This is a genomic window from Streptomyces sp. NPDC020192, assembly GCF_044388685.1.
In the GTDB taxonomy this organism is placed as follows: domain Bacteria; phylum Actinomycetota; class Actinomycetes; order Streptomycetales; family Streptomycetaceae; genus Streptomyces.
Genome location: NZ_JBIRXG010000004.1, coordinates 69,021 through 94,032, shown reverse-complemented (window position 1 = coordinate 94,032; position 25,012 = coordinate 69,021). Strand labels below are relative to the sequence as shown.

Sequence of the window (25,012 nt, the reverse complement as noted above, 5' to 3'; positions counted from 1 at the left end):
TCTGTTGCGTCTGAAGTTCATCGACAGGTACGGATAGCCATGTGACCTCCTTCGCCCCGGACTCGATCGTCCTGAACCGCAAGCTGCCGCTCTGGTACCAGGTGTCGCAGTCGCTGCGCGCCTCGATACTCGGCCGCTCGCCCGAGGACCCGCTGCGGCTGCCCACCGAGGAGCAGCTGGCGGAGCACTACGGGGTGAGTGTGCTGACCATGCGGCAGGCGCTGAAGGAGCTGGAGGACGAGGGGCTGATCAGCCGGCACCGGCGGCGCGGCACGTTCATCGAGCCCGACGTCCAGCGCGGCGCCCCGGTGCGGCTGCTGGGCTCGGTGGACGCGATCGTGGCCCAGCAGTCCGGGATGACGACCGAGCTGCTGGACCACGGCACGGTGGCCGTGCCGGCGCTTCTCGCCGAGTACTTCCCGGACCTCGCGGAGGTGGCGACGTACCACCGGCTGCGCAGCGACGAGAAGACCGGCGAGCCGACGAACCACGCCGTCAACCACGTCCGCCCCGAACTCGCCGCGCGCATCGACCTGGAGGATCTGATCCGCTGGCCGATGACGAAGGTGCTGCGGGACGTGGTCGGGACGGACATCAGCCGCATCACGGACACGGTGGAGGCCCGCCTCGCCGACCCGGAGACGGCCCGCCTCCTCCAAGTCCCGCTGCTCAGCCCGATCCTGCACTACACGGGCGTGACGTACGACACCGAGGGGCGGGTGCTGGACGTGGCGGTGATCCACTATCGGGGGGACCGGTTCTCGTTCACGGTCACCCTCGAGGCGTAGCGCTCCGCTGGTGGGGCCGCGATGGGTTGTGCCACGTCGTGCGGTCTGCCGCGTGCGGCACCGCCGTGGCTGGTCGCGCCCACGCGGCGGTAGGCGCACATCAGACGCAGCCCCGCGCCCCTTCGGGGCGCTACCTCTCAGGCCGTACCATGCCCTGCGTGACGTACGACGACGCTCCGCTGCTGGCGGACCTCATGCCGTGGTCCGTCGCACCGCTACGGCTGGGCCGGGCCTGGCCGGCGGCGCCCGACGCGGCTGCCCTGAAGGCCCGCTGGGACGCGCTGCTGACGGCCGAAGGTGCCGAGCGGCGGACCCTGTTCGAGCCGAGCCGCGCCCGTACCCTCGACTCGGCGGTGGGTCAGCTGCCGGGCCGGTCGAGCGGCACGGAGCGGCTGGCCCGCGCCGTGGGCCCGTGCGCGGAGCCGGTACGGGTACTGGCGGCGCCCTTCGACGAGCAGTGGCTGATCCCGGACCACCGGCTGATCGACACGGCCCGGCCGGAGCTGTGGCGGGTGGCGGACGAGCGGCAGGTGTTCGTGGTGGAGACGCCGGACGAGACCGCTCCCCTGCTGGCGACCTCGCTCCTGCCCACCCTCCGCACGGGCCGCGTCCGCCCCCTCTACCGCCGCCCGAACGGTACGGAACCGAACCTGGCCCCCGGCCTGCTGGACCACCTCGCGGAACGCCTCGGCACCCGCCCCACGCCACCCGACCTGCCGGCCTGGATCCTGGCCGTGATCCGCCCGGACCTCACCGTCCCGCTCACCGGGGACACCGAAGTGTGGGAGCGGGGCGTGGAGTTGGGCCGCCGGATGCTGTGGCTGATGCGCCGCGACGGAGAGCGCCCCAAGCTGCCGGGCGGCCGCCGCCCCTACGTCCGCGCACCCCTGCCGGCCTGTCCCCTCACCCTGCACTACGACCCGGAGGAGGAGACCCTCCACCTGAACGAGGGCCGCGTCTCCCCCGTCCCGCCGGAGGCCTGGGAGTTCGAGGTGGCCGGAGCCCGCGTCCTGGAGGCCTGGTTCACGGCCCGTACGGCCCCGGCCGCCCCCGGCACCCTCGCGGCGATCCGCCCGGGGACCTGGCCGCAGCCCTGGACGTCGGAGCTGCTGGAACTGATCACGGTCCTGGCCCTGCTGGCGGAACTGCGGCCCCTGCGAGCCGAGTTGAAGGTCACGACCCCGATCACGACCGCCGACCTGCGCCAGGCGGGCGTCCTCCCGGTCCCGGACGCGTCCCGCCGTCCCGCGTCGGTCCTGGACCACCACGAGGAGGGCCCGGAGGGTCAGTTCGCCCTGCTCTAACGGCCCCGCAGGGCGGCCTCCAGCCGGGCGACGTCCTCAATGTCCTTCGCCCGGCGGGGCCGTGAGGGACCCCAGACGGGCATCATGCGCTTGATCTCGATCTGGGCACGGGGGCCGACGACCGGCGCCTCGACGTCTCCGACACGCCCCGGCTCGGCGTCCAACAGCCCGTCGGGCCAGGGGGTTCCGCCGCGGGGCGCGACCAGCCACAACGACGTCGAACCCGCCGAACCACCCCGTATGTCACGGCGAGTAGGCATCCAGAATCCGCCCCAGCACCCGCTCGAAAACCTCCTCCAGATCCACCGGCCCCGGATCCTCGGCGAACGCCTCCGCCATCCTCGGAAACGCACCGGAAGCGAGCTGCCGGCCCAGATAAGCGCCGCGCGCCGCGTGCTCCTCGTCCTCCGACCACGGCAACGCCCGCACCCGCTCGGCGGTGTCCAGCTCATTGCGGACGTAGGTCGTCACAACGCCGTTGAGCATGGCGATGAGCTCAAGCTTCGTGCCGTAGCTCGCCTCCAGCGGGTCCAGGCACGCCAGGCAGTGCTCCAGATAGCGCAGGGCGTGCGGGCTGAAGCCGTAGACCGGGGACATCAGGCGCGGTATCCACGGGTGCCGGTGCATCAGCGCGCGCGTCTCGTGCGCCACCCGGAGCAGGTCGGCCCGCCAGTCGCCGCTCGGCTCCCACGGCTCGTGCTCTCCGCCGGCCGCGTCCATCATCAGCTCGTACAGGTCCTCCTTGCGGGGGACGTAGTTGTACAGCGACATGGTGCCGCAGCCCAGCTCGGCCGCGACATGCCGCATCGACACCGCGTCGAGCCCCCGCTCGTCGGCGATCCGGACGGCGGCGGCCGCGATGTCGTCGCGGGTGTACGCCGGCTTCGGACCCCGTCCGGTGCGCTCGGGACGCGCCCAGATCACCTCGGGAACGGCCCCTCGGACTGCCATCGGTCATCACCTCGGCCACCATCTTAGTTACGTACAGCGTACGTAGTGCGCTATGGTCGAAGCATGACTACTACGTACGCTGTACTTAGTGAGGGCCTGGAGAAGCGCTTCGGCGCGGTCCACGCCCTGCGGGGACTGGATCTGGCCGTCGCCGAAGGCACCGTCTGCGGGCTGCTCGGCCCGAACGGCGCCGGGAAGACGACGGCCGTACGGCTGCTGACGACGCTGCTGCGGCCGGACGCCGGATCGGCGCGGGTCGCCGGGCACGACCTGGTGCGGGAGGCGGCCGCCGTGCGGAGCCGGATCGGGGTGACCGGGCAGTACGCCTCGGTGGACGGCGATCTCACCGGCCGGGAGAACCTGCGGCTGTTCGCCCGGCTGCACCGGGTGCGCGGACCGGCCGCCCGGGCCGACGAGCTGCTGGCGCGGTTCGGGCTCACCGAGGCGGCACACCGCAAGGCGTCGACCTACTCGGGCGGTATGCGCCGCCGGCTGGATCTGGCGGCGAGTCTCCTCCGCCGGCCCGACGTGCTCTTCCTGGACGAGCCGACCACCGGACTCGACCCGGCCAGCCGCAACGGCATCCGGCAGGCGGTGCGCGAGCTGAAGGCGGACGGCACGACCGTGGTGCTGACCACGCAGTACCTGGAGGAGGCCGACCAACTCGCCGACGAGATCGCCCTGATGGACCGGGGACGGGTCGCGCACACCGGCTCTCCCGCCCAACTCAAGTCGCTCATCGGATCGTTCGCCGAGGCCGTGGTCGCGAGCGGCGACGCACTGCCGAAGGCGGCGGCCGTGCTGGACCGGATCACCGGCCGTGAGCCCGTGTTCGACCGCGAGCGCAACGCCGTGGGCGCCGTCACCACCGACTCCACCCTGACCCTCCCCCGCCTGGTGCGCGAACTCGACGCGGCGGGCGTGCCGTTGCTCGACGCGAGCCTGCGCCCGCCCACCCTCGACGACGTCTTCCTCCGGCTCACCGAAGGATCCGAACGATCCGTGGACCACAAGGAGCGTGCCGCATGAGCGCGTTGACGTACGACGGTCTGACGATGACCGGCCGGCAGCTGCGCCGGGTACGGAACAGCCCGGGTCTCGCGATCCTCACCCAGCTGATGCCGATCAACATGCTGCTGTTCTTCGGCTATGTCTTCGGCAGCGCGCTGGCGATGCCCGGCCGCGACTACCGTGCCTTCCTGGTACCCGGGCTGCTGGTCGCGACCGCGGCCGGCGGGCTGATGACCGGCATGTTCCAGGCCGCCGCGGACACGCACCGGGGCGTGATGGACCGGTTCCGGACGATGCCGGTGAGCCGGGCCGCCGTGCCCCTGGGGCAAGCCGCAGCCGACCTCGTGGTCACGACGATCGGCACCGTGCCGCTGCTGCTGGTGGGGCTCGCGGTGGGGTGGCGGATCGAGGGGTCCGCGCTCGATGCGGCCGGTGCCGTGGGGCTGCTGCTGCTCTTCCGGTTCGCCTGCACCTGCGCCGGTATCCACCTCGGGCTGCTCACCCGCAGCGAGGACGCGGCCGGACAGCTCGGCGCCTCCTCCTTCGTGCTGCCGCTGCTGTCCAACGCCTACATCCCGACGGACCATCTGCCGGGCTGGCTGCGCGCGCTCGCCGAGTGGAACCCGATCAGCGCGGTGACCACGGCCCTGCGGGACCTGTTCGGCAACGCCCCCGTCCCGCACGGCGCCGCCTGGCCGGTGACGCATCCCGTCGCCGGGTCGCTCGCCTGGAGCCTCGCCCTCGTCGCCGTGTTCCTGCCGCTGGCCGTGCGCCGGTACAGCCGCGGCGAGTGATCCGGCACTGCTGACAAAACCGCCGCTCAGGGGCATGATCCCGCCCATGGACCAGCCCACGTGTCAGCCCATGGACCAGCAGCCCCTGCCCCTGGAGGGCATCACCGTCGTCGCCGTCGAACAGGCCGTGTCCGCGCCCTTCGCGACCCGGCAGCTCGCCGACCTGGGAGCCAGGGTCATCAAGGTGGAGCGGGTCGACGGCGGCGACTTCGCGCGCGGCTACGACACGGCGGCCCGCGGTCTCGCCTCGCACTTCGTGTGGTGCAACCGTGGCAAGGAATCCCTCGCGCTGGACCTGAAGGACCCGCGCGGCCTGGCTGCCGTACGGCGGCTGATCGCGGACGCGGACGTGTTCGTGCAGAACCTCGCCCAGGGGGCGGCGGCCCGGCTCGGCCTCGACGCGGCCACGCTGTGCGCCGCCCACCCGCGGCTGATCGCCGTGGACATCTCGGGCTACGGCGGCTCGGGGCCGTACGCGGACAAGCGGGCGTACGACATGCTCGTGCAGTGCGAGGCGGGGCTCGTGTCGGTGACCGGGACGCCGGAGCGGCCGGTGAAGGCGGGGATCCCGGCGGCGGACATCGCGGCGGCCATGTACGCGTTCTCCGGCGTGCTGGCGGCCCTCGTACGGCGCGGGACGACCGGGCGGGGCGGGCCGGTGGAGGTGTCCATGCTGGAGGCGCTCGCCGAGTGGCTGGGGCATCCGCTGCACCACGCGATGCACGGGGGCGAGCCCCCTGCGCGCACGGGTCTGGCGCACGCGGTCATCGCGCCGTACGACGCCTATTCGACGGCGGACGGCGGGCGGGTGCTGTTGTCCGTGCAGAACGACCGGGAGTGGCGGCGGCTGGCCGAACAGGTCATGGGACGCCCAGAATTGGGGATGGATCCGGCGTACGCGACGAACGCGTCACGGGTGGCGAACCGGGAGAAGACGGACGAGTTGGTGGCGCGAGCGCTCGGCGCGCTGGATGCCGAGGAGGCGATCGCCCGACTGGACAGGGCGGGCATCGCCTGTGCCCGGCTGCGGGATCTGCATGAGCTGGCGACGCATCCGCAGCTGGCGGCCCGGGAGCGGTGGCGTCAGGTGGGTTCGCCGGTCGGGCCGCTGCAGGCGCTGCTGCCTCCCATCACCATGCCGGGCGGGGACGAGGCACGGATGGGTGATGTGCCCGCGCTCGGGGAGCACACCGAGGCGCTGCTGCGTGCCGTGGGGATGACGGACGACGAGATCGCAGCGATGCGCCGGGACGGTGTGGCGGCCTGAGCACGGGCACCCGGAGAGGCTCCAGGGAGCGTCGCCCGGTCGGCGACGGCTCAGCGGACGCGCACGGCCCGCTCAGTGACCGCGGCCGTGTCCGCCGAACAGCGAGCGGCGCAGCCGGCGCAGCGGTGCGAACAGGGAGACGCGGCTGACCCGCTTGCCCCGGTCGCTGCGCTGGTGTGCGGTGTCACGCGCCGTCAGCTCACGCATCAGCGACGTCGCCTCGGCGGTCTTCTGCTGCGGTATGGCGGGACCCGCCAACACCGACAGATGGCGGTCGAGACGCGAACTGGTCGCGCTGCTCCCGCAGGTGATCGCAGGGACCCTGGCCCTGCTGCGCACTGTTATCTGCTCCATGTCACTCCCCACCCGTACGAGTCCACCCGGCCCGGGCAGAGTAACCCTATCGCCCCAGGGCGGCACGCGTGTATCGCGCCCACAGGATTCACCTTCCCCGCAAGGTCGTTGACCATCCCTCGTTGACTACTCTCCGAATCCGACCGATTTCAGGGTGAGTTGGACAATCGGCTGGCTGGTCGGCTGCGCTGAACCGCCGTCAGGCTCGACGGTTACGGCGAGTGACGTCGAGGCGGAGTCGAGCCCCTTCGCGACCAGGGGCGTGTCGCCCGCGAGGAGCCCGAGGGAGCGCGGTTGCGCGTGGGGGCGCATCTGCCAGAGCTGGTGGACGCGGCCGCCGGACGGGGTGCCGTATCCGCTGAGGGTGACGACGGCTTCCCGCTCCGAGGCGGAGGCGATCACTCCGATACCGCGGCCGCGCGCGTCCTTGCTGGTCGTGGCGCGGGCGTCGGGAGCGCCCAGAACGTGGGCGATCTCACGTGCCCGTCCCTCGGCGGTGTCGAGCCGGTCCTGTGCGCGCTGCGCCTGGACCACGAAGAGGGAGGCGACGACGAGGGCCGCCGCGGCGGTCGCCGTGGCGAGCGGGACGAAGAGGGAGCGCGTACGGGGCGTACGGGTGCGTCCCGGCGGCGGCTGGGTGCCCCAGACGTGCGGCGGCAGCTGCGGCGTGCGCTCCCGGGACCGCGCCCGCCCCCGCGACTCGCGCTCCGCCACCGGGTCCGCGGCCGGTTCCTGCGGGGTCGCGCGTACGGCGGCCAGCACCCGGTCCCGCAGGGCGGCCGGCGCGGGGGCGGCCGTGGACCAGGCGAGCCGTACCGCGTCCTCGGCCAGCGCCCGGGTGTCGGCCGTACAGCGGTCGCAGTCCCGCAGATGTTTCTCGAACCGGCGCCGCTCGCCGGGTTCCAGGGCGTCGAGCGCGTAGGGCGCGGCGAGGGAGTGCAGGTCTTCGCCGCGCAGCAGCCTGCCGAGGATGCTCATGCGGCGCCTCCCAGGCACTGGCGCAGCCGGGTGAGTCCGTCGCGCATCCGCGTCTTGACCGTGCCGAGCGGCAGCGAGAGCCGCTCGGCCACCTCACGGTAGGTGTAGCCGTCGTAGTAGGCGAGGGTCACCGACTGGCGTTGCAGATCCGTGAGCCGCTTGAGGCAGCGGCGCACCCACTCGCGTTCGAGCCCGGCCTCGACCTCCTCGGCGACCTGGTCGAACGCGGGCTCCCCGGCGCGCAGGGCCTCCCGCTGCTCGCGTTCGCCGGCCGCGCGGGCGCTGCGCACCCGGTCGACGGCGCGGCGGTGGGCGAGGGTGAGGATCCAGGACAGCGCGCTGCCCCGACCGGGGTCGAACCGGGCAGCGGACCGCCAGGTCTCCAACAGCACCTCCTGCGCCACCTCCTCGGACTGGGCCGGGTCGCGCACCACCCGCCGGACGAGTCCGTACACCGGACCCGACACCAGGGCGTAGAGGTCCTCGAACGCCCTGTGGTCGCCGCCCGCGACGAGCACCAGCAGCTCGTCCGCCTGCACGCCGGCCCCCGTTCCGTGGCCGCAGCCGGCCCTTCCCCGTGCTCCACGCATCCGCACGAACGCCCACCTCCCGCGGGTGATACGTATCCGCGGGCCGAAAACGCGGGTCGGGAAGAACCCAAAACTTTTTCTCCGCCGACCAATCCGATCGGTGCCGCCGATCCGTATACCCGTCCGTCAACGGCAAGTCAGCACGAGGACGGACGGACAGAACGGCATGACATCTCTCTTCTCCAGAAGCTCCGAGAGCTCCAGGAGCTCGCGGAGCGGCACGGGACGCACGGGCCTGGTCACGCTCCTGTGCGGCGCGCTGGCGGCCGGCGGGCTCACCGCCGCGGGCGTCGCCACGCTGGCACCCGGGGCGGCCTCCGCCTCCTCGCACCGGGAGGCCCCGCTGATCTCGGGGACCCCGCAGTACGACAACACCGACCTGTACGCGTTCGTCAGCCCGGACAAGCCCGACACGACGACGATCGTGGCGAACTGGATCCCCTTCGAGGAGCCGGCGGGCGGCCCGAACTTCTACACGTTCGCCGACGACGCCCAGTACGACATCCACGTCGACAGCAACGGTGACGCGCGGGACGACCTGATCTTCCGCTACACCTTCAAGACCCATACGAAGAACGACAAGACGTTCCTCTACAACACCGGTGTCGTGAAGAGCCTCGACGACCCCAACCTCAACATCACGCAGACCTACGACATCGAGCTGCTCCGGCTCAAGTACGACCGGGTGGTGTACCGGACGAAGGTGGCGAACGACGTGCCGGTGGCGCCGTCGAACGTCGGCAAGGCGTCCATGCCGGACTACGCAAAGCTGCGCGCGCAGGCGATCTACAAGGCGGCGGGCGGCACCGCGACCTTCGCCGGACAGGCGGACGACCCGTTCTTCGCGGACCTGCGCGTCTTCGACCTGCTGTACGGCGGCAACCTCAGCGAGGTCGGCAACGACACGCTCAAGGGCTACAACGTCAACACCATCGCGCTGCAGGTGCCCAACGACCTGATCCGCGAGTCCTCGAAGCAGCCGGTCGTCGGCATCTGGTCCACGACCCAGCGGCGCAACGCGCAGGGTTACTACTCCCAGGTCTCGCGCCTGGGCAATCCGCTGGTCAACGAGGTCGTGAACCCGCAGAAGGACAAGGACAGGTTCAACGCCTCGCAGCCCGCGTACGACGGCCAGTTCCTGAAGAACGTCACCAATCCCGAGCTGCCGAAGCTCATCGAGCAGATCTACAAGATCAAGGCGCCGAGCGAGCCGCGCAACGACCTGGTCGACGTGTTCCTCAAGGGCGTCAAGGGCCTCAACCAGCCGCCGAACGTGCGCCCTTCGGAGGAGCTGCGCCTGAACACGTCGATCAAGCCGAGCATGCACCCCAAGCGGCTCGGTGTCCTGGACGGCGACAACGCGGGCTTCCCGAACGGCCGTCGGCTCGGCGACGACGTGGTGGACGAGGCACTCCAGGTGATGGAGGGCGAACTGGTCGGCATGAAGAACGACTTGGGTGACGGGGTCGACAAGAACGACCAGAACTTCGAGAAGTACTTCCCGTACGTCGCCGAGCCCACCTCCGGTTCGCGCGGCCCGCTCGCCAAGGGCACGACCGCGGGCACGGACGTCCGCAGCCAACTGGGCGACGCACTGCAGCCGGCCGGCTCCGCCGGCGGTTCCGGCAACACGATGCTGATCGCCGCCTCGGCGGCCTCGGGCGCGGCCGGGATCCTGCTGCTCGGCACCGTCTTCGCCTGGTGGCGCCGCCGTATGCAGCGCCCGTACTGACCGGCGCCCACCCCCAGACCGGCGCGGCCCGTATCCCCTTCCCCCACGGCGGGCCGCGCCTCCTACAGCACCGACGCAGGAGACAGAGGAGAGGGCATGGGCCCGCGTGTACAGGATGGCGAGGAGATGGGCGGGAGCAGGGTGAGCACGGAGAGCGGCACGGGGCCGGCGCCTGCCGACGCAGCAGCCGGCTCCGCCGGGGACGCCTCACCACGGCGGTCTTCCGGGCCGGTCTCCTCCGGCACCACAGCCACCACCTCCGCCTCAGGGGAGCCCCCGGCCACCGCGTCCGGCGAGGGCGGTTCATCCGACTCCGGACTCCCTTCGGCCACGGCCGACTTCGAGGGGCCCTCGACTGCCGAGCCCGACAGACGCGAGCCCCACGCTCCCGCAGCCCCCTCGGCCGCCACCGGATCCGCTGGAAGCACGCCTCACAGCTCCGACCCCCTCGCGACCACCGAGACCACGACGCGCGGGCCGGACAACGCCGACGAGCCTCCGGCCGCCACCACCACCGGAGCAACCCCAGCCGGCGCCTCCGGCGAGCACGAGTCCCGCGACTCCGAACACCCCCCGGCCGCCGGCTCCGACGAGCGCGCCCCCCACAGCCCCCAAGCCCCCACAGCCGCCGAAACCGCAACACGCGAACCAGACAACGCGAACAAACCCCCAACCGCCACCACCACCGAAGCAAACCCAGCCGGCGCGCCCGGCGAGTACGAGTCCCGCGACTCCGGACACGCCCTGGCCACCGCCGACGTCGAGGACGCGGCTCCTCACCCCTCCGACCAGCGCGTCGCCGCCGTGCATCGCGTCGCCGCTGTCGGTCGGCGCTGGCGGGCCACTCAACTTGCCGGGGCTGTCGTTCTGTTGGCGGTCGCGCTCACCGGAGGTGCGATGGCCGTCGGTGCGGATCGGGTGCCCTCGGCCGTGCCGGCTGCCTCCAGTGCCGTGGATCCGGGGGTTCTGGGCGGCGGGAATCTGGATGCGAGCATCGCGGCGCTCCAGGCGCATCTGCGTACTCAGCCGAAGGATTCCGGGAGTTGGGCCACGCTCGGCCTGGCCTATGTGGAACAGGCGCGGACCAAGGGTGACCCGTCCCGGTATCCGCAGGCGGACAAGGCGCTGGGCCGGTCCCTGGAGCTGAACCCGGACAACGACCAGGGCCTGGCCGGCCGGGCCGCGCTGGCCGCCGCTCGGCACGACTTCGCGGACGCCCTGACCTACGCGGACCAGGCCCTGCGGCAGAACCCGTACAGTGAGCGCGCGCTGTCCTCCCGTATCGACGCCCTGGTGGAGCTCGGCCGGTACGGCGAGGCGGGGCAGGCCGCCGAGACCGCCGACGCGCGCAAGCCGGGCGTCCCGGTCTTCACGCGGTACGCGTACGTGCACGAGCTGCGCGGCGACGTGACGACCGCGCGCCGGGTCCTTCAACAGGCGCTGGCCTCCGCCACCTCGCCGGGCGACATCGCCTACGTGTCCGCCCAGCTCGGCCAACTCGCCTGGAACCAGGGCGACTACAAGACCGCCCTGACCTCCTACGCCCGCGCCCTCGCCGCCGACGACACCTATCTGCCCGCGCTGGAGGGCCGGGCCCGGGCGCAGGCCGCGAGCGGTGACCGGGCCGCGGCGATCAAGGGCATGGAGACCGTGGTGTCCCGCTATCCGCTGCCGGGCCCGCTCGTCGAGCTGGGCGAGCTGTACGAGGCGCGGGGCGCGGCCGGCGACCGGGCCAGGGCGCAGCAGCAGTACGCCCTGGTGGACGCCTGGATCTCGCTGGCCCGGGCCAACGGCGTGAACGCCGATCTCGACACCGCGCTGGCCGCCGCCGACCACGGGGACAAGGCGGCCGCCCTGCGCGCGGCCCGCGCCGAATGGGCCCGCCGGCACACCGTGCACACCGCGGACGCGCTGGCCTGGGCCCTGCACGTCAACGGCCGGGACGCGGAAGCGATGTCGTACGCCCGCCAGGCCACCGCCACCGGCTATCACAACGCCGCCTTCCTCTACCACCGCGGCATGATCGAGCTGGCCACCGGCCACCGCACGGCCGGGCGCGCCTCCCTGACCGCGGCCCTGAAGCTGAACCCCGGCTTCTCCACCTTGGGCGCGGCCGAGGCCCGCAAGGCGCTGGAGGCCGCGAAGTGAGACTGCGTCTGCCGTGCGTCCTGCTCGCCGTGTGCGCCCTCGTGCTCCTGCCCGCCACCGGGGCGAGCGCGCATCCCCTCGGCAACTTCACCGTCAACCGGTACGACGGCCTCGTCGCCGCACCCGGTCAGCTCCGGGTCGACCATGTCGAGGACCTGGCCGAGATACCGGCGACCCAGGCCAAGCCGGACATCGAGCGGCTGGGCATGACGCAGTGGGCCCGGCAGCGGTGCACCCAGGCCGCCCAGGGCAGCTCGGTGACCGTGGCCGGGCGCCGGGCCCCGCTCACCATGCGGGACAGCCGGGCCACCCTGCGGCCCGGCCAGGCAGGTCTCAACACCCTTCGTGTGGTGTGCCGTTGGACCGCACCGGTCCCCGCCTCCGGTTCGGTCGCCGTCGGCTTCCACGCCGAGTCGAACTGGTCCGGCCCCGGCTGGCGGGAGATCACCGCGCGCGGGGACCGGATGACGCTCACCGCGTCGGACGTGCCGAAGACGTCCGTCTCGCACGAACTCACCACCTACCCCAAGGACTTGCTGTCCTCCCCGGCCGACACCTCCGCCGCGTCGCTGCGGGTGCGCCCCGGCGGCCCCGCCCTCGCCGAGGAGCAGCCGGACGCTCCGGCCGCCTCCGTACTGCCCCGGGGTGCCGACCGCTGGACACAGGCCCTGAACGGCCTGGTCGCCCGCCATCACCTCACCGTCGGCTTCGCCACCCTCGCCCTGCTCATCGCGATCGTCCTCGGTGCCCTGCACGCCCTCGCGCCGGGACACGGCAAGACCCTGATGGCGGCCACGGCGGCGGCGCGCGGCGGCAGGGCCGGGCTCCGGGACGTCCTGCCGCTGGCCGCGTCCGTCACCGTCACCCACACCCTCGGCGTCGTCGCCCTGGGCCTCCTCGTCACCGCCGGCTCCGCCGCCACACCCTCGGTGATCGCCTGGCTGGGCATCGCCAGCGGAGCCCTGGTACTGGCGGCGGGCGCGAACCTCGTACGGCGGGCATGGCGCAACCGGGCGCACGGGCACGTTCACGAGCACGATCACGCCCATGAGGAGTCACAGGAACGAGAGTTGGCCGGTGTGGGCGCACACCATGGGCCCGCCCACCATCACCACCACCATCACGGTGTTGAACACACCCATGGCGGTCACACCCACACCCACGGTGGCCACACGCACACCCACCCCACCGCCCCCACCCTCCGCGGCACGATCCTGCTCGGCTTCGCCGGCGGACTCGTGCCCAGCCCCTCCGCCGTGGTCGTCCTCGTCGGTGCCGCCGCACTGGGCAAGGCCTGGTTCGGGCTGCTGCTCGTCGTGGCCTACGGCGCCGGGCTCGCGCTGACGCTCACCGCGGCCGGCGTCGCCGTGGTCCGGCTCGGTACGGGGGCATCCCGGGTGCTGGAGCGGCGCCCGCGCTGGACCGCGCACCCCGTGGCCGCGCTGGTGCGCCGTACCCTGCCGCTCGTGTCCGCGCTCACCGTCCTGGCCCTGGGTGCCGGATTGGTGCTCAAAGGGGCCGCATCCGCCCTCGGCTGAGCTACTTTTTTGGAGAAATCACGCGACATGCCTGGGGGGCGCCCATGTCCGGAGAACCGGGCCGCGACCGTGTGATCGCGGGCCGCTACCGTCTGCTGTCCCCGCTGGGCGAGGGCGGCATGGGCACCGTGTGGCGGGCCCGGGACGAGGTGCTGCACCGGGAGGTGGCCGTCAAGGAGGTGCGGGCCCCGGCCGGGCTGCCCGCCGCCGACGTCGAGCGGATGTACGCCCGCCTGGAGCGGGAGGCCTGGGCTGCGGCCCGGGTCGCGAACCGCAACGTGGTCACGGTGTACGACGTGGCGACGGAGGCCGGCCGGCCATGGATCGTGATGGAGCTGGTGCGCGGGCTGTCGCTGGCCGACCAGTTGGAGGCGGAGGGCCCGCTGCCGCCGCAGCGGGCCGCGCACATCGGCGCCGAGGTGCTGTCCGCACTGCGCGCCGCGCATGCCGCCGGCGTACTGCACCGGGACGTGAAACCGGCCAACGTGCTGCTCGCCAACGACGGCCGGGTGGTGCTGACCGACTTCGGGATCGCCTCGGTCGAGGGCAGCTCGGCGATCACGATGACCGGCGAGGTGGTCGGCTCACCCGAATTCCTGGCGCCGGAACGGGCGCTGGGGCGGACCCCGGGCCCCGAGTCCGACCTGTGGTCACTGGGTGTGCTGCTGTACGCGGCGGTCGAGGGCGTCTCCCCGTTCCGGTACGACACCCCGCTCAGCACCCTGCGGGCCGTGGTGGACGAGGAGTTGCCGCCCCCACGCCGGGCCGGCCCGCTCACGCCCGTCATCGAGGGGCTGCTGCGCAAGGACCCCGCCGAGCGGCTCGGCGCCGAACGGGCTGAGCGGGAGCTGCGGCTCGTCGCGGCCGGGGGTGACCCGGGAGGAACCCTGCGTGCGGAGCCGCCACCGGGCCCGACCGTGTACGCCCCGACGGTCGCGGCGCCGTACCGACAACCGCCTCCCACACCCCCGTTGCCCGGATCGACCCCGCTCTCCGAGCCGCCCGAACGCAACCGTCGGCTGGGGGCCGTGCTGGTGGCGGGCGTGCTGGTGGTCGTCCTCGCGCTGGCCGGGCTGACGTACGCGCTGACGCACCGCGACAGCGGGAACGACAAGGCGGGCAACAGTCCGAGTACCGTGACGGCGTCCTCGCACACGCCGAGCAGCAACACCGACTCGGACACCGGGAAGCAGTCGACCCCGCAGGACAGTACGTCGTCGTCGCCGCGGGCCGTCCAGTCCGTACACGTCACCCTGGCCGGCGCGCACACGGCGTACTCCGGTACCTGTCCGCCGTACGCGGCGCAAGCGCCCACGTTCACGGCAACGTTCACGGTGGCACGGGTGCCGGCGGTGGTGGAGTACGAGTGGGTGGTCGCGCACGGGGAGGTGACGGATCCCGGCTGGCAGACGCTGACGTTCCCGGCCGACGGCGGGAAGACCGCGCGGGTGCGGGTGAGCGTGACGGCGTACTCCGACAGCAGGACGCTCGAGAACTCGATCAGCGTCAAGGTGCGTGCTCCGGCGCGGACCACGTCCGACTCGGTGCCGTTCTCGGTGACCTGTACGACGGCGACGGAGACCCCGACCGGCGGGGCCTCCGCTTCCGCTTCCGCTTCCGCGTCGAGCTCCTACGGAAGTTCACTCTGACGGGTGAATCCGGTCAACTCGCGTGCTACCCGAAGGGGTTACGCGTTGTTCGTGAACGCCGGCAGATACCCACCGGAGTGGCCGGCCGCCGTGGGGTGGTACGACTCGGTGATGTCGAGCCAGTTCAGGCTGTGCAGCCACGAGTCGCCGGAGCAGATCTCGTGGGTGGAGAAGGCGGAGCGGACGTCACCGAAGACGAAGCCGTGCGCCGCGGCGCGCGTCTGGATGGCGGCGTCCATGTAGTCGGCCGCGCCGTTGATCGCGGACCGCTTGGTGTCGGAGAGGCCGAGGCAGGTCTGTCCGAGCAGGTAGAAGCGGGGGTAGCTGAGCACGACCACCCGGGCGCCCGGGGCCTTGGCGCTGATCGCGTTGTAGACGTTGTCGAGTTTGCCGGGGAGCGTGGAGTCGACGTACGCCTTGGCGGTGTTGATCCGGCTGAGGCAGGCGCTGTCGGACTGCAGCACACAGGTCGTCATGACGTCGGAGAACCCGGCGTCGTTGCCGCCGATGGTGATGGACACGAGTGAGGTGCTGGAGCTCAGCGAGCCGAGCTGGTTGGCGATGACGTCGTCCGTCGTGGCGCCCGAGCAGGCGTTGAAGGCGAACGACGACGGGGAGTGGGCGGCGTTCCACAGGTACGGGTACGCGTTGGTGCTGCGGTCACAGCTGCCGCTGGAGCTGATGTAGCTGCCCGCCCCCACTCCGGAGGAGTAGGAGTCACCGAGCGCCACATAGCCGCCGGTTGCCGCTGTCGAGGCCTGGGCCGTTGCGGCTCCGCCGAGTCCGAGGCCGGCGGCGAGGAGGAGCGAGGTCACAAGTCCGGTAAGTCTGAAACGACTCATAGTGCCTCCCTATAGCAGGATGTCTGCCTACAACCGTCGTAGCGCCTACGCGCGTTGACCGGAAGTGTCCATGCCAAAACTTTCCAACCCTGAACTAGATCGGCCCTGGAACTTCACCGGACGACGTCTTGCGTGCGCATGACAATCGTGTTGACCGCAAGTCAACTCCGCCGTCCTCGCCGTCTTGACGCCCCGCCTCGGCCTGCGCCACATTGAAGCCCGACATCCCGCGCGTCGGGGTCATATCGGGGGGCACAGTCGCCAATGCAGACCTTACCCATCAAGTCACGTTCATCGGACGGCGCCACCGAGGACCCCGAAGCGGCACGGACAGGACCGGGGAGGGACCTGTCGCCGCTGCTCGCGGGGGCCGCGGCCGCCGTCGCGGCGGCCGGCGCGCTGCTCGCGCTCACCGGCTCCGGCTCACCGCTGCGCGGTCCGTGCACGCTGTTCTTCCTGCTCGCCGCACCGGCCTCGGCACTCGCCGCGGCGCTGCGCGGGCTGGATCCGTTCAGCCGCACGCTCACCGCTCTTGCGGGCTCGGTCGTCCTCAACATGCTGGTTGCCCAGGTCATGCTGGCCGTGCACCGCTGGTCCGTCCGTGGCGGAGTGATCGCCGTGACCGTACTGAGCCTGCTGATGCTCCTGTCGGTCCGCCTACGTAAAAGTGACTAACTCCGGCCAAAGTTATGTAACGGCCAAACCAATAAAAATGCGAGACTGATATCCAGGTCTTGCCATTCTGGTTCAATCATCAATACCGTCGTACATCTCACCCGCATCGGCCCGTCAGCACGCGGTTCAGGGGAGGGCTCAGGACCGTGACGTTCCGGCGCGGGGCGCGGTAGGGGGGTGCCGTGCTCGGTGACCACGCTGGTGATCGAGTCGTGCCGCGCGACCGGCTGTCCTTTTTTCTTCGGCAAATCGGCAGACCGGCCAGCTTTGCCAGCTCATCCAACGGGTACGAAGATCGATTCGCCGTGCCGAAGATGAGAACCCCCCTTTCGAACCGGGCACACAACCGGGCCGCCCAGGGGCGGGCGGTCCACCGGACGAGAGGGAAAAGACTCATGAGTTCCGTTCTGCGCCCGCCGAGTTCCGGGCAGGATCCGCTGATCGCGGCGCACTACCGGCCCATCTCCTCTCACCTCGCGATCACTCCGCCGGTGAGCGTGGTGATTCCCGCCATGAATGAGGCGGAGAATCTGCCCTACGTCTTCAAGACCCTTCCGGACTGGATACACGAAGTCGTTCTCGTGGACGGCAATTCCACGGACGACACGGTCGAGGTGGCCCGGTCCCTGTGGCCCGGCGTCAAGGTCGTCGAACAGTGCGGCAAGGGCAAGGGGGATGCCCTGATCACCGGGTTCGAGGCCGCCGCCGGCGACATCATCGTCATGGTCGACGCGGACGGCTCGGCCGACGGCGGCGAGATCGTGAGTTACGTCTCCGCGCTCGTCTCCGGCGCCGACTTCGCCAAGGGCTCCCGCTTCGCCAACGGCGGCGGCACCGACGACATGACCTTCATCCGCAAGCTCGGCAACTGGGCGCTCTGCACGGTCGTCAACCGCAAGTTCGGCGCCCGCTACACCGACCTGTGCTACGGCTACAACGCGTTCTGGCGGCACTGCCTGGACAAGATCGACCTCGACTGCACCGGCTTCGAGGTCGAGACGCTGATGAACATCAGAGTGGTCAAGGCGGGGCTCAAGGTCCAGGAGATCCCGAGCCACGAGTACCTCCGCATCCACGGCACCAGCAATCTGCGCGCCGTGCGCGACGGGTTCCGGGTGCTCAAGGTCATTCTCAAGGAGCGCTCCAACCGGCGTGAGCTGCGCCGCCAGGAACACCACTCGCCGATGCTCGACGCGGTGCGGGGAGAGGTGTCTTGAGAGATCCCGGCATCTCCGTCGTGATCTGCGTGTACACCGAGGACCGCTGGGAGGACATCCTCGCGGCGGTCTCCTCGGTGCGCGCGCAGTCGTATCCGGCGCTGGAGACCCTCCTGGTCGTGGACCACAATCCGGCCCTGCGGGACCGGCTGGCCCGCGAGTACAAGGAGACCGAGGGCGTCCGCGTGCTGCCCAACGCGGGCCCGCGCGGCCTGTCCGCCGGCCGCAACACCGGCATCGTCGCCTCCCACGGCGACGTGATCGCCTTCCTGGACGACGACGCCGTGGCCGAACGCGACTGGCTGCGCCGCTTCGCCGAGGGCTACGCCGACCCGCGCGTCATGGCGGTCGGCGGCCGTACGGTGCCGATCTGGGCGTCGGGCCGGCGGCCGGCCTGGTTCCCGGAGGAGTTCGACTGGGTGGTGGGCTGCACCTACAAGGGGCTGCCGTCCGGCCGGGTCCGGGTCCGCAACGTCCTCGGCGGAAACGCTTCCTTCCGGCGTACGGCGTTCGACGCGGCGGGCGGCTTCGCCACCGGCATCGGCCGCGACGGCGACCGCCGCCCGCTCGGCTGCGAGGAGACGGAACTGTGCATCCGCCTCACTCGCGCCCGCCCCGACGCCGTCCTGCTCATCGACGACCGCGCGGTGATCCACCACCGGGTGCCCGCACCCCGCGAGCACTTCGCCTACTTCCGCACCCGTGCCTACGCCGAGGGCCTGTCCAAGGCGCTGGTCGCCCGCAGCGTCGGCGCGGGCAAGGGGCTGGAGTCCGAACGCCGTTACACCACACGGGTGTTGCCCGCCGGGGTCGCCCGCGGCCTGCGGGACGCCCTGCTGGCCCGACCGGGCGGCGCGGGCCGCGCGGGCGCGATCGTCGCGGGGGTGCTGAGCGCGGCCGGCGGCTACCTGGTGGGCAGCGTACGGGTCCGCCGGGGCGGTACGACGTTCTCGGTGGCGCCGGTCCACTGGGACAGCGAACCGCCCCGCGGCAGCGCCGAGGCTCCCCCGGGCGGCGCGGGACCGAGCGGCGGCCGAGGCGTACCGGCCGACGCCGTCGAGCGCGACGGACGCGGCGGCGAGCGGGACCAAGGGGGCATCGATGAGTGACACCCCCGTACCCATCCTCATGTACCACTCCGTCGCCACCGCCCCCAACGACGCCACCCGCGCCCTGTCCGTCGCGCCGGAGGCGTTCGCCGAGCAGATGGCGCTCATCGGCGACCTGGGCCTGACCCCCCTCACCACCGCCGAGCTCGCGGCCCGCTGGCGCACCGGCCACCCGCTGCCCGCCCGGCCGGTGCTGATCACCTTCGACGACGGCTACGAGGGCGTGCACCGGCACGCGCTGCCCGTGCTCGCCAAGCACGCCTTCCCGGCCACGCTGTTCGTCTCCACCGGCTGGATCCGGGGCGCGTACGACACCGGAGGCGGCCTGGACACCATGCTCGACTGGCGGCAGGTGCGCGAACTGGCCGCCGCCGGCGTCGAGATCGGCGGCCACAGCCACACCCATCCGCAGCTCGACCAGCTCGGCGACGACGAGCTGCGCGGCGAGCTGGACCGCTGTACGGAGATCGTCGGCGACGAACTCGCGGCCCGGCCGGTGTCGTTCGCCTATCCGTACGGCTACTCCAGCCGCCGGGTCCGGCAGGCGGTGCGCGCGAGCGGTTACGCCCAGGCGCTCGCCGTCGGCAACGCGCTCGCCCGCCGCCGCCAGGGGCCGTACGCGCTGGAGCGGGTCACGGTCCGGCGTGCCACGGGCGTCGAGGAGTTCGAACGGCTGCTCCAGGGCCGCGCCATCGCCCGTACGTTCGCCAGGGACCGCGTCCTCACCAAGGGGTACGCCCTCGTCCGCAGAGCCCGCCAGGTCCGCCGGAAGGCCATCCGTTCCCGTGTCTGACACGACCACCACCGAGGCCACGACGACCGACACCGCGGCGCCCGGCACGTCCGGGCGCCGCCTGAGGCTGCCCGGGACGGGCCGCTCCCGGGACGGCGGCAGCCCGCTGTTCCGCAACGCCTACGCGCTGATGCTCAACACCGGCATCAGCGCCGTCCTCGGGCTCGGCTTCTGGCTGGCCGCGGCGCGCTACTACTCCGAGTCGGCGGTCGGGCAGGGCTCGGCCGCCATCGCCGCGATGAAGTTCCTCGCCGGGCTGACCGCGGTCACCCTGACCGGCGCCCTGGCCCGCTTCATCCCGGTTGCCGGGAAACACACCGGCAAGCTCATCTTCCGGACGTACGCGGGCAGTTCGCTTCTGGTGGCGCTCGCGGCGGGCGTCTTCCTGCTCACCCTGGACACCTGGGGTCCGTCGTACCGCTTCCTGCACGGCACGCTCAACGGCCTCGGCTTCATCCTGGCCGTCGTCGCCTGGAACCTGCTCACCCTGCAGGACGGTGTGCTGACCGGGCTGCGCAGCGCGACCTGGGTGCCGGTGGGCAACACCGTGTTCTCGGCGGTGAAGCTGGCCCTGCTCGCCGCGTTCGCCGTCGCCATCCCCACCACCGGCGTCTTCGTGTCCTGGGTGGCCGCGATCGCCACCTCGGTGGTGCCGCTGGGCTGGCTGGTGTTCCGGCGCCTGGCCCCCCGGCACGTCAAGGCGACCGAGGGCCGCGCGGAGCCGCCGACGCTGAACCAGGTCGGCAGATTCCTGGCCGGGGACTACACCGGCTCGCTGTTCTCCCTCGCGGTGATCTACCTCGTGCCGGTGATCGTCGCCTCGCAGGTCAGCTCCGCGCAGAACGCGTACTTCTACATCGCCACCACCATCGGCGGCACGACCGACCTGCTCGCCATCAACATGGGCGCCTCCCTCACCGTCGAGGGCTCGCACGATCCCGACCGCCTGGCCGCCCACACCCGTGCCGCGCTGAAGCGGATGGCCCGGATCATGCTGCCGATCGCGGCCCTGCTGATCGTCGGCGCGCCCTGGATCCTCGGTGTGTTCGGCGCGGGCTACGCGGGCGCGGCGACCCTGCTGCTGCGCTGGCTCGCGGTCGGCTCGGTGCTGCGGGTCGTGATCGAGACGTACTTCGCGGTGCTGCGCGCACGCAGCCGCACGGGCGGACTCGCCGTGTTCCAGGGCCTGTTGTGCCTGCTGGTGCTGGGTTCGACCCTGCTGCTCCTGCCCCGGATGGGACTGACCGGCGCGGGTGTCGCCGAGGCCGGCAGCCTCGCGGTGGTCGCGGCGATCGCCGCGCCGCGGCTGTGGCGGACGATCCGGACCGCGCCCGCCGCCGCGGCCGACGCGACGGCACCCGACGGGGACCTCGCCGACCTGGGGGCCCTCCCCCACGCTCGGCCCGGCCCGGCCTGGGCGTTGGACAACGACACGCTGGCCCTCGGTGTCCACGTGGACTTCGACCATGTGGAGCGCCGCCCGGACGTCCGCCCGGGCCCCGGCACTCCGCCGGCCGGCACACCGGTGCCCTCGCTCGGACTCCCGGTGGAAGAGCGCGAGCCCGGCAGCGAGGCCTCGCTGGGCCCGGCCGAGGCCGCACTGCTGCGGGAGGCGGAGGCGGCGGAGGTCGACGCGCCGTTCACGACGGGGGAACTGGACGCGTCCCTCGCCAGGACCGGCCCGCCCACCGCCGTCCCGGACGACGCCGTGCCCGAGGACGCCCCAGCCCACGTGCCCCTCCAGAGAAGGCTGTTGCCCACCCGCTCCGGAGTGGTCCTCGGCTGTCTGCTGATCGCCGCGCTGCTGCTCTACTGGGTGCCCGCGCTGCGCCTCGGCGAGGCCGATCTCGACCGCATGGGCGGGCTCGGGCTGGTCTCGGTGCTGCCGCTGCCGACGCTGGCCGGGGCCGGGCTGCTGATCACGGTCTTCGCCGCGCTGCTGTGGCTGCGCCGCGAGCACCGGGCGCTGCTGCTGCTCACGCTGCTGGCGACGGTCGTATCGCTGCACGCGCTGCCGGCGGTGATCGAGACCGAGCCGAGGTTCCCGACGGCCTGGCAGCACCTGGGCTTCCTCGACCACATCGACCGCACCGGCTCCGCCGTACCGGACCTGGACGCCCGCTGGAGCTGGCCGGGCTTCTTCGCGGTGGCCGCGTTCGTCGGCCGGGCCTGCGGGATCAGCGACTTCACCGAGGTCATCCGCTGGTGGCCGACGGCCGTCCAACTCGCCTACCTGGCCCCGATGTTCCTGCTCACGCACTCGCTGCGGGCGAGCTGGCGGGCCAAGTGGACCGGCGTCTGGCTGTTCGTGCTGTGCGGCTGGGTGGGCCAGGACTACTTCTCCCCGCAGGGCTTCACCTATCTGCTGTACCTGATGTTCGTGGCGATCCTGCTGGTCTGGTTCCGGCCGCCGCGCGTGATCTGGACGAGGTTCCGTCCCGGCGAGGCCGAGGTGGAGCCGGCCGACCGCCGCCAACGGGCCGTCCTGCTCCTGGTGTTGATCGGCCTGTACGCGGCGAGCGTCCCGGCCCATCAGCTCACCCCGTTCATCATGCTCGGCGTGCTCACGGCCCTGGTCCTGCTCGGCCGGTCCGAACTGCGCGGCCTGCCCCTGATGTTCGCGGTGCTGGTCGCGGTATGGGTGGGCTTCATGGCCGAGCCGTACTGGTCCGGGCACTTCAACGACCTGTTCGGCGGGGTCGGCGGGGTGGGCAGCAATGTCTCGACCTCCGTCTCCGGCCGTATCCAGGGCGGCAGTTCGACCCACAAGCTGGTGCTGTACACCCGGGTGCTGCTGGCCGGCTCGGTGCTGGCGTTCGCCTGCTGGGGCTGGTGGCGCCGCCGCTTCCACCGCTACCGCGAACGCTCCCTGCTGGTACTGACCTTCGTGCCGTTCTTCGGCTTCGGCATGCAGTCGTACGGCGGTGAGATGGCGCTGCGCGTCTTCATGTTCGCGGTGCCGGGCGCGGCCCTGCTCGGCGCGCTCGCCCTCTTCCCGCGCACCGGTGCCACCACGGAGGAACGCGAGAAGGACCGGACGAGCCTCGCCCCGCTGGCCGCGCTGCTCGCCGGGCTGCTGCTGATGGGCGGCTTCCTGGTGGCCCGCTGGGGCAACGAGCCGTTCGAGCGGACCCGGCCCGGCGAGGTCGCGGCGATGAACTGGGTGTACGCCCACGACAAGCCGACCGTGCGGCTGCTGTGGCTGACCCAGGACACGGTGAACGACGTGACCCCGGCGCTGCCGTGGGGCGCGAAGGACATGGAGCGGGTGAACTACGTACCGACCCTGGCGCCGACCGACCCGGTGCTGGTGTCGGGTCTGGTCAAGGCCTTGAAGGACGCCGGCCCGAACTCGTACCTGATGATCAACCGCAGCCAGGTGACGTATCTCCAGCTGGACGCCGGCTACCCCGCCGCCTGGGAGCGCCGGCTGATCGAGAACCTGGACGACCGGCAGGACGTGACGAAGGCCTACGCAAACGACGACGTCACCGTGTACGCCCTGCGGGAGCGGCCGGCGGGCGCGGTGCCGAAGCCGAACCCGGGGCCGATCGGCCCGCTGGTGACCTGGACCCCGTGGTCGGTGGTCGGCGCGCTGGCCGCCGTCGTCCTGATCCTGCTGCTGGCCGCGCGGGAGGTGGTCCGGGTGGCCGTCCGGCCCGGCGTACACCGGCTACGGCTGCTGCAGGGCACGTTCTGGTTCGCGCTGCCGCTGCTGGCGGTGGTGCTGGCCTCGCTGACGCAGCGGTTCCTGACGATGAAGTGAGAGGTGGCGGGGTGGGGTGGCTCAGCGGTCGAGCCACTTCACCTCGTACGCCCGCAGGTCGAACCGCCTGCCGTCGACCTGGGCGCTGATGGTCCGGTTCCGTGTGTTGACCACAAGGACCGTTCTGCTGCTCGCCAGGACCCGGACGTCGGGTACGTCGTCGGGCGCGACCTGGACCGTCTCGTACCGGGTGCCAGGCGGGAAGGCGGCGGCGAACCGGGACACCAGGCCGTACATGGGCAGTTCTCGGCCGCCGCCGGAGCTGCCGGTCGGGGTCCACAGACAGCCGGCGCAGCCGCTGCCCGACTTCTCCTCCGGGTTCCAGTAGAAGCCGGAGCCGGCGCCGCCCTGCACCATGGCGATCATGCCGGTGGCCTGCACGGCGACGCGGTGCGGTTCGGTCCAGCCGGTGCGGTTGCCGTCGCCGTCGCCGGGCTCGACGTAGTACTCGGCCCACCACAGCGGCAGACCACGGGTCTGCCGCCGGAGCCACTCGCCGACGGCGGTGAGCTTGTCGGTCGCCGCGAACTCGTCGGGCAGCAGGTCGTCGTCGCGGGTGTAGCTCGAGCCGTCGACCACCGTGAAGTCGGCGCCCGCCTTGTGCGCGTTCCAGTAGGCGAAGGCGTCCAGCACCCGCTGGTCCATGGCACCCCACGGGCCCTTCACCGCGGCGGAGGCGTTCTGGTCGCGCGCGTCGACACTGTCCATGACCAGGTAGGGCCCGCCGACCATGATGTCCTTGCCGACCTTCTTCAGCGCCGCGTACACGAGGTTGTACAGCTGGGTGTAGCCCTCGTAGTTCCAGCGGGACCTGGCGTCGTTCCAGAAGCCCTTGAACTCGTTCCAGACGATGAAGTGCCGCACGTCCGGGTAGCGCCGGGCGACGGTCGCGGCGAGGTCGGCGAAGTCCTGGTAGTGGTCGGGGGTGGGGGCGGTCTCCAGGGCGGACTGGCTCCAGTTCGTGTGGTCGACCCCCGCCCGGCCGCCCTTCATCCAGTCCGGGGCGCAGCACAGGGTGATCACCGGGGTGCCGCCGGAGGCACGCATGAAGTCGATACGGCGGTCCAGGGCGCCGAAGTCGTAGTGCCCCTTGACCGGTTCGGGATTGTCCGCGCCCCAGCCCATGATGTGCTGGTTCTGCGCCAGCCCGCCGTTCTGTGTGAGCAACTGCTCCACGCGTGTGCTGGCCGCGCCGGCACCCTCGTCGGCGCTGTACTGGGTGTGCGTGAAGCCCCAGCCGACGTACGGCTCCGGTGGCGCGCCGGGGCTCGCCGGGGTGCCGTGCACCTTGTCGCCGGCGCGGGTGGTGCCGGTGGTGCGGGGCCCGCCGGTCAGCGTGCTGACCAGGGTCACCGCCAGGGCGAGCACGACCGCGCCGACGCCGAGCAGGGCGGTGAGCCGCCACCGCCGAGTATCCGAATCCCACCCATGACGTCCCATCAAGGACAACGGTAACGGCGGAGGCATCGGGTCCGGGAGGAGTTCGGAACACCCGGAAGAAGGGGA

21 protein-coding genes are annotated in these 25,012 nt (G+C 72.0%); 14 read left to right on the top strand and 7 right to left on the bottom strand.

Going from position 1 to position 25,012, the window contains the following annotated elements; genetic code table 11:
• Positions 1-41: 41 nt before the first annotated feature.
• A complete protein-coding gene (locus ACH47Z_RS09975; RefSeq protein ID WP_399072519.1) occupies positions 42-788 on the top strand; it encodes a GntR family transcriptional regulator in 747 nt (248 codons plus the stop codon).
• Positions 789-937: 149 nt separating this feature from the next.
• Positions 938-2,092 (top strand): type ISP restriction/modification enzyme, encoded by a 1,155-nt coding sequence (locus tag ACH47Z_RS09970; RefSeq protein ID WP_399072517.1) that lies wholly within the window; start codon positions 938-940, stop codon positions 2,090-2,092.
• Here ACH47Z_RS09970 and ACH47Z_RS09965 read toward each other — a convergent pair.
• A complete protein-coding gene (locus ACH47Z_RS09965) occupies positions 2,089-2,352 on the bottom strand; it encodes a hypothetical protein (protein ID WP_399072515.1) in 264 nt (87 codons plus the stop codon). The two genes, ACH47Z_RS09970 and ACH47Z_RS09965, sit on opposite strands and share 4 nt — an antisense overlap.
• Positions 2,336-3,043: a TetR/AcrR family transcriptional regulator gene (locus ACH47Z_RS09960; protein WP_399072513.1), complete on the bottom strand. Its 708-nt coding sequence runs from the start codon at positions 3,041-3,043 to the stop codon at positions 2,336-2,338. Before ACH47Z_RS09960 ends, ACH47Z_RS09965 begins: the two co-directional genes overlap by 17 nt.
• 63 nt (positions 3,044-3,106) lie before the next feature.
• Here ACH47Z_RS09960 and ACH47Z_RS09955 point away from each other — a divergent pair, with 63 nt between their 5' ends.
• The 3 genes from ACH47Z_RS09955 (at position 3,107) to ACH47Z_RS09945 (ending at position 6,115) form a co-directional block, all read left to right on the top strand.
• On the top strand, positions 3,107-4,072 hold the full coding sequence (locus ACH47Z_RS09955) for an ATP-binding cassette domain-containing protein (protein ID WP_399072511.1): 966 nt from the start codon (positions 3,107-3,109) through the stop codon (positions 4,070-4,072).
• A complete protein-coding gene (locus ACH47Z_RS09950) occupies positions 4,069-4,848 on the top strand; it encodes an ABC transporter permease (RefSeq protein ID WP_399072509.1) in 780 nt (259 codons plus the stop codon). Before ACH47Z_RS09955 ends, ACH47Z_RS09950 begins: the two co-directional genes overlap by 4 nt.
• A gap of 70 nt (positions 4,849-4,918) precedes the next feature.
• Positions 4,919-6,115 carry a CaiB/BaiF CoA transferase family protein gene (locus ACH47Z_RS09945; protein ID WP_399073034.1) on the top strand — a complete coding sequence of 399 codons (1,197 nt, stop codon included), beginning with the start codon at positions 4,919-4,921 and terminating at the stop codon, positions 6,113-6,115.
• A gap of 72 nt (positions 6,116-6,187) precedes the next feature.
• On the opposite strand, the gene ACH47Z_RS09940 is transcribed toward ACH47Z_RS09945, so the two are convergent.
• The 3 genes from ACH47Z_RS09940 to ACH47Z_RS09930 form a co-directional block, all read right to left on the bottom strand.
• On the bottom strand, positions 6,188-6,469 hold the full coding sequence (locus ACH47Z_RS09940) for a hypothetical protein (RefSeq protein WP_399072507.1): 282 nt from the start codon (positions 6,467-6,469) through the stop codon (positions 6,188-6,190).
• A gap of 126 nt (positions 6,470-6,595) precedes the next feature.
• Positions 6,596-7,447: an anti-sigma factor domain-containing protein gene (locus ACH47Z_RS09935; protein WP_399072505.1), complete on the bottom strand. Its 852-nt coding sequence runs from the start codon at positions 7,445-7,447 to the stop codon at positions 6,596-6,598.
• Positions 7,444-7,986 carry a sigma-70 family RNA polymerase sigma factor gene (locus ACH47Z_RS09930; protein WP_270084660.1) on the bottom strand — a complete coding sequence of 181 codons (543 nt, stop codon included), beginning with the start codon at positions 7,984-7,986 and terminating at the stop codon, positions 7,444-7,446. Before ACH47Z_RS09930 ends, ACH47Z_RS09935 begins: the two co-directional genes overlap by 4 nt.
• A gap of 217 nt (positions 7,987-8,203) precedes the next feature.
• Here ACH47Z_RS09930 and ACH47Z_RS09925 point away from each other — a divergent pair, with 217 nt between their 5' ends.
• The 4 genes from ACH47Z_RS09925 to ACH47Z_RS09910 all read left to right on the top strand — a co-directional run bounded on the left by ACH47Z_RS09925 (position 8,204) and on the right by ACH47Z_RS09910 (position 15,104).
• A complete protein-coding gene (locus ACH47Z_RS09925) occupies positions 8,204-9,769 on the top strand; it encodes a DUF4331 domain-containing protein (RefSeq protein ID WP_399072503.1) in 1,566 nt (521 codons plus the stop codon).
• 744 nt (positions 9,770-10,513) lie between these two features.
• Entirely contained in the window at positions 10,514-11,917 is a 1,404-nt protein-coding gene (locus tag ACH47Z_RS09920; protein WP_399073033.1) for a tetratricopeptide repeat protein, read from the top strand.
• Entirely contained in the window at positions 11,914-13,455 is a 1,542-nt protein-coding gene (locus tag ACH47Z_RS09915; protein ID WP_399072501.1) for a nickel transporter, read from the top strand. Before ACH47Z_RS09920 ends, ACH47Z_RS09915 begins: the two co-directional genes overlap by 4 nt.
• A 44-nt stretch (positions 13,456-13,499) precedes the next feature.
• A complete protein-coding gene (locus ACH47Z_RS09910) occupies positions 13,500-15,104 on the top strand; it encodes a serine/threonine-protein kinase (protein WP_399072499.1) in 1,605 nt (534 codons plus the stop codon).
• Between the two features lie 38 nt (positions 15,105-15,142).
• On the opposite strand, the gene ACH47Z_RS09905 is transcribed toward ACH47Z_RS09910, so the two are convergent.
• Entirely contained in the window at positions 15,143-15,946 is an 804-nt protein-coding gene (locus ACH47Z_RS09905; RefSeq protein ID WP_399072497.1) for an SGNH/GDSL hydrolase family protein, read from the bottom strand.
• A 264-nt stretch (positions 15,947-16,210) separates the two neighbouring features.
• Here ACH47Z_RS09905 and ACH47Z_RS09900 point away from each other — a divergent pair, with 264 nt between their 5' ends.
• The 5 genes from ACH47Z_RS09900 (at position 16,211) to ACH47Z_RS09880 (ending at position 23,506) form a co-directional block, all read left to right on the top strand.
• Positions 16,211-16,621, top strand: coding sequence for a hypothetical protein (locus ACH47Z_RS09900; RefSeq protein WP_399072495.1), 411 nt, complete (start codon positions 16,211-16,213; stop codon positions 16,619-16,621).
• 395 nt (positions 16,622-17,016) lie between these two features.
• Positions 17,017-17,838 carry a glycosyltransferase family 2 protein gene (locus tag ACH47Z_RS09895; RefSeq protein ID WP_399072492.1) on the top strand — a complete coding sequence of 274 codons (822 nt, stop codon included), beginning with the start codon at positions 17,017-17,019 and terminating at the stop codon, positions 17,836-17,838.
• The gene (locus tag ACH47Z_RS09890; RefSeq protein ID WP_399072490.1) at positions 17,835-18,947 is read left to right on the top strand and encodes a glycosyltransferase; all 1,113 of its coding nucleotides are present in this window, start codon (positions 17,835-17,837) and stop codon (positions 18,945-18,947) included. Before ACH47Z_RS09895 ends, ACH47Z_RS09890 begins: the two co-directional genes overlap by 4 nt.
• Positions 18,940-19,740, top strand: a complete 801-nt coding sequence (locus ACH47Z_RS09885; RefSeq protein WP_399072488.1) for a polysaccharide deacetylase family protein — start codon at positions 18,940-18,942, stop codon at positions 19,738-19,740. Before ACH47Z_RS09890 ends, ACH47Z_RS09885 begins: the two co-directional genes overlap by 8 nt.
• The gene (locus ACH47Z_RS09880; RefSeq protein WP_399072486.1) at positions 19,733-23,506 is read left to right on the top strand and encodes a lipopolysaccharide biosynthesis protein; all 3,774 of its coding nucleotides are present in this window, start codon (positions 19,733-19,735) and stop codon (positions 23,504-23,506) included. The genes ACH47Z_RS09885 and ACH47Z_RS09880 overlap by 8 nt, the downstream gene beginning before the upstream one ends.
• A 21-nt stretch (positions 23,507-23,527) precedes the next feature.
• Here ACH47Z_RS09880 and ACH47Z_RS09875 read toward each other — a convergent pair whose 3' ends face one another.
• Positions 23,528-24,946: a xylan 1,4-beta-xylosidase gene (locus ACH47Z_RS09875; protein WP_399072484.1), complete on the bottom strand. Its 1,419-nt coding sequence runs from the start codon at positions 24,944-24,946 to the stop codon at positions 23,528-23,530.
• Between the last annotated feature and the right edge of the window lie 66 nt (positions 24,947-25,012).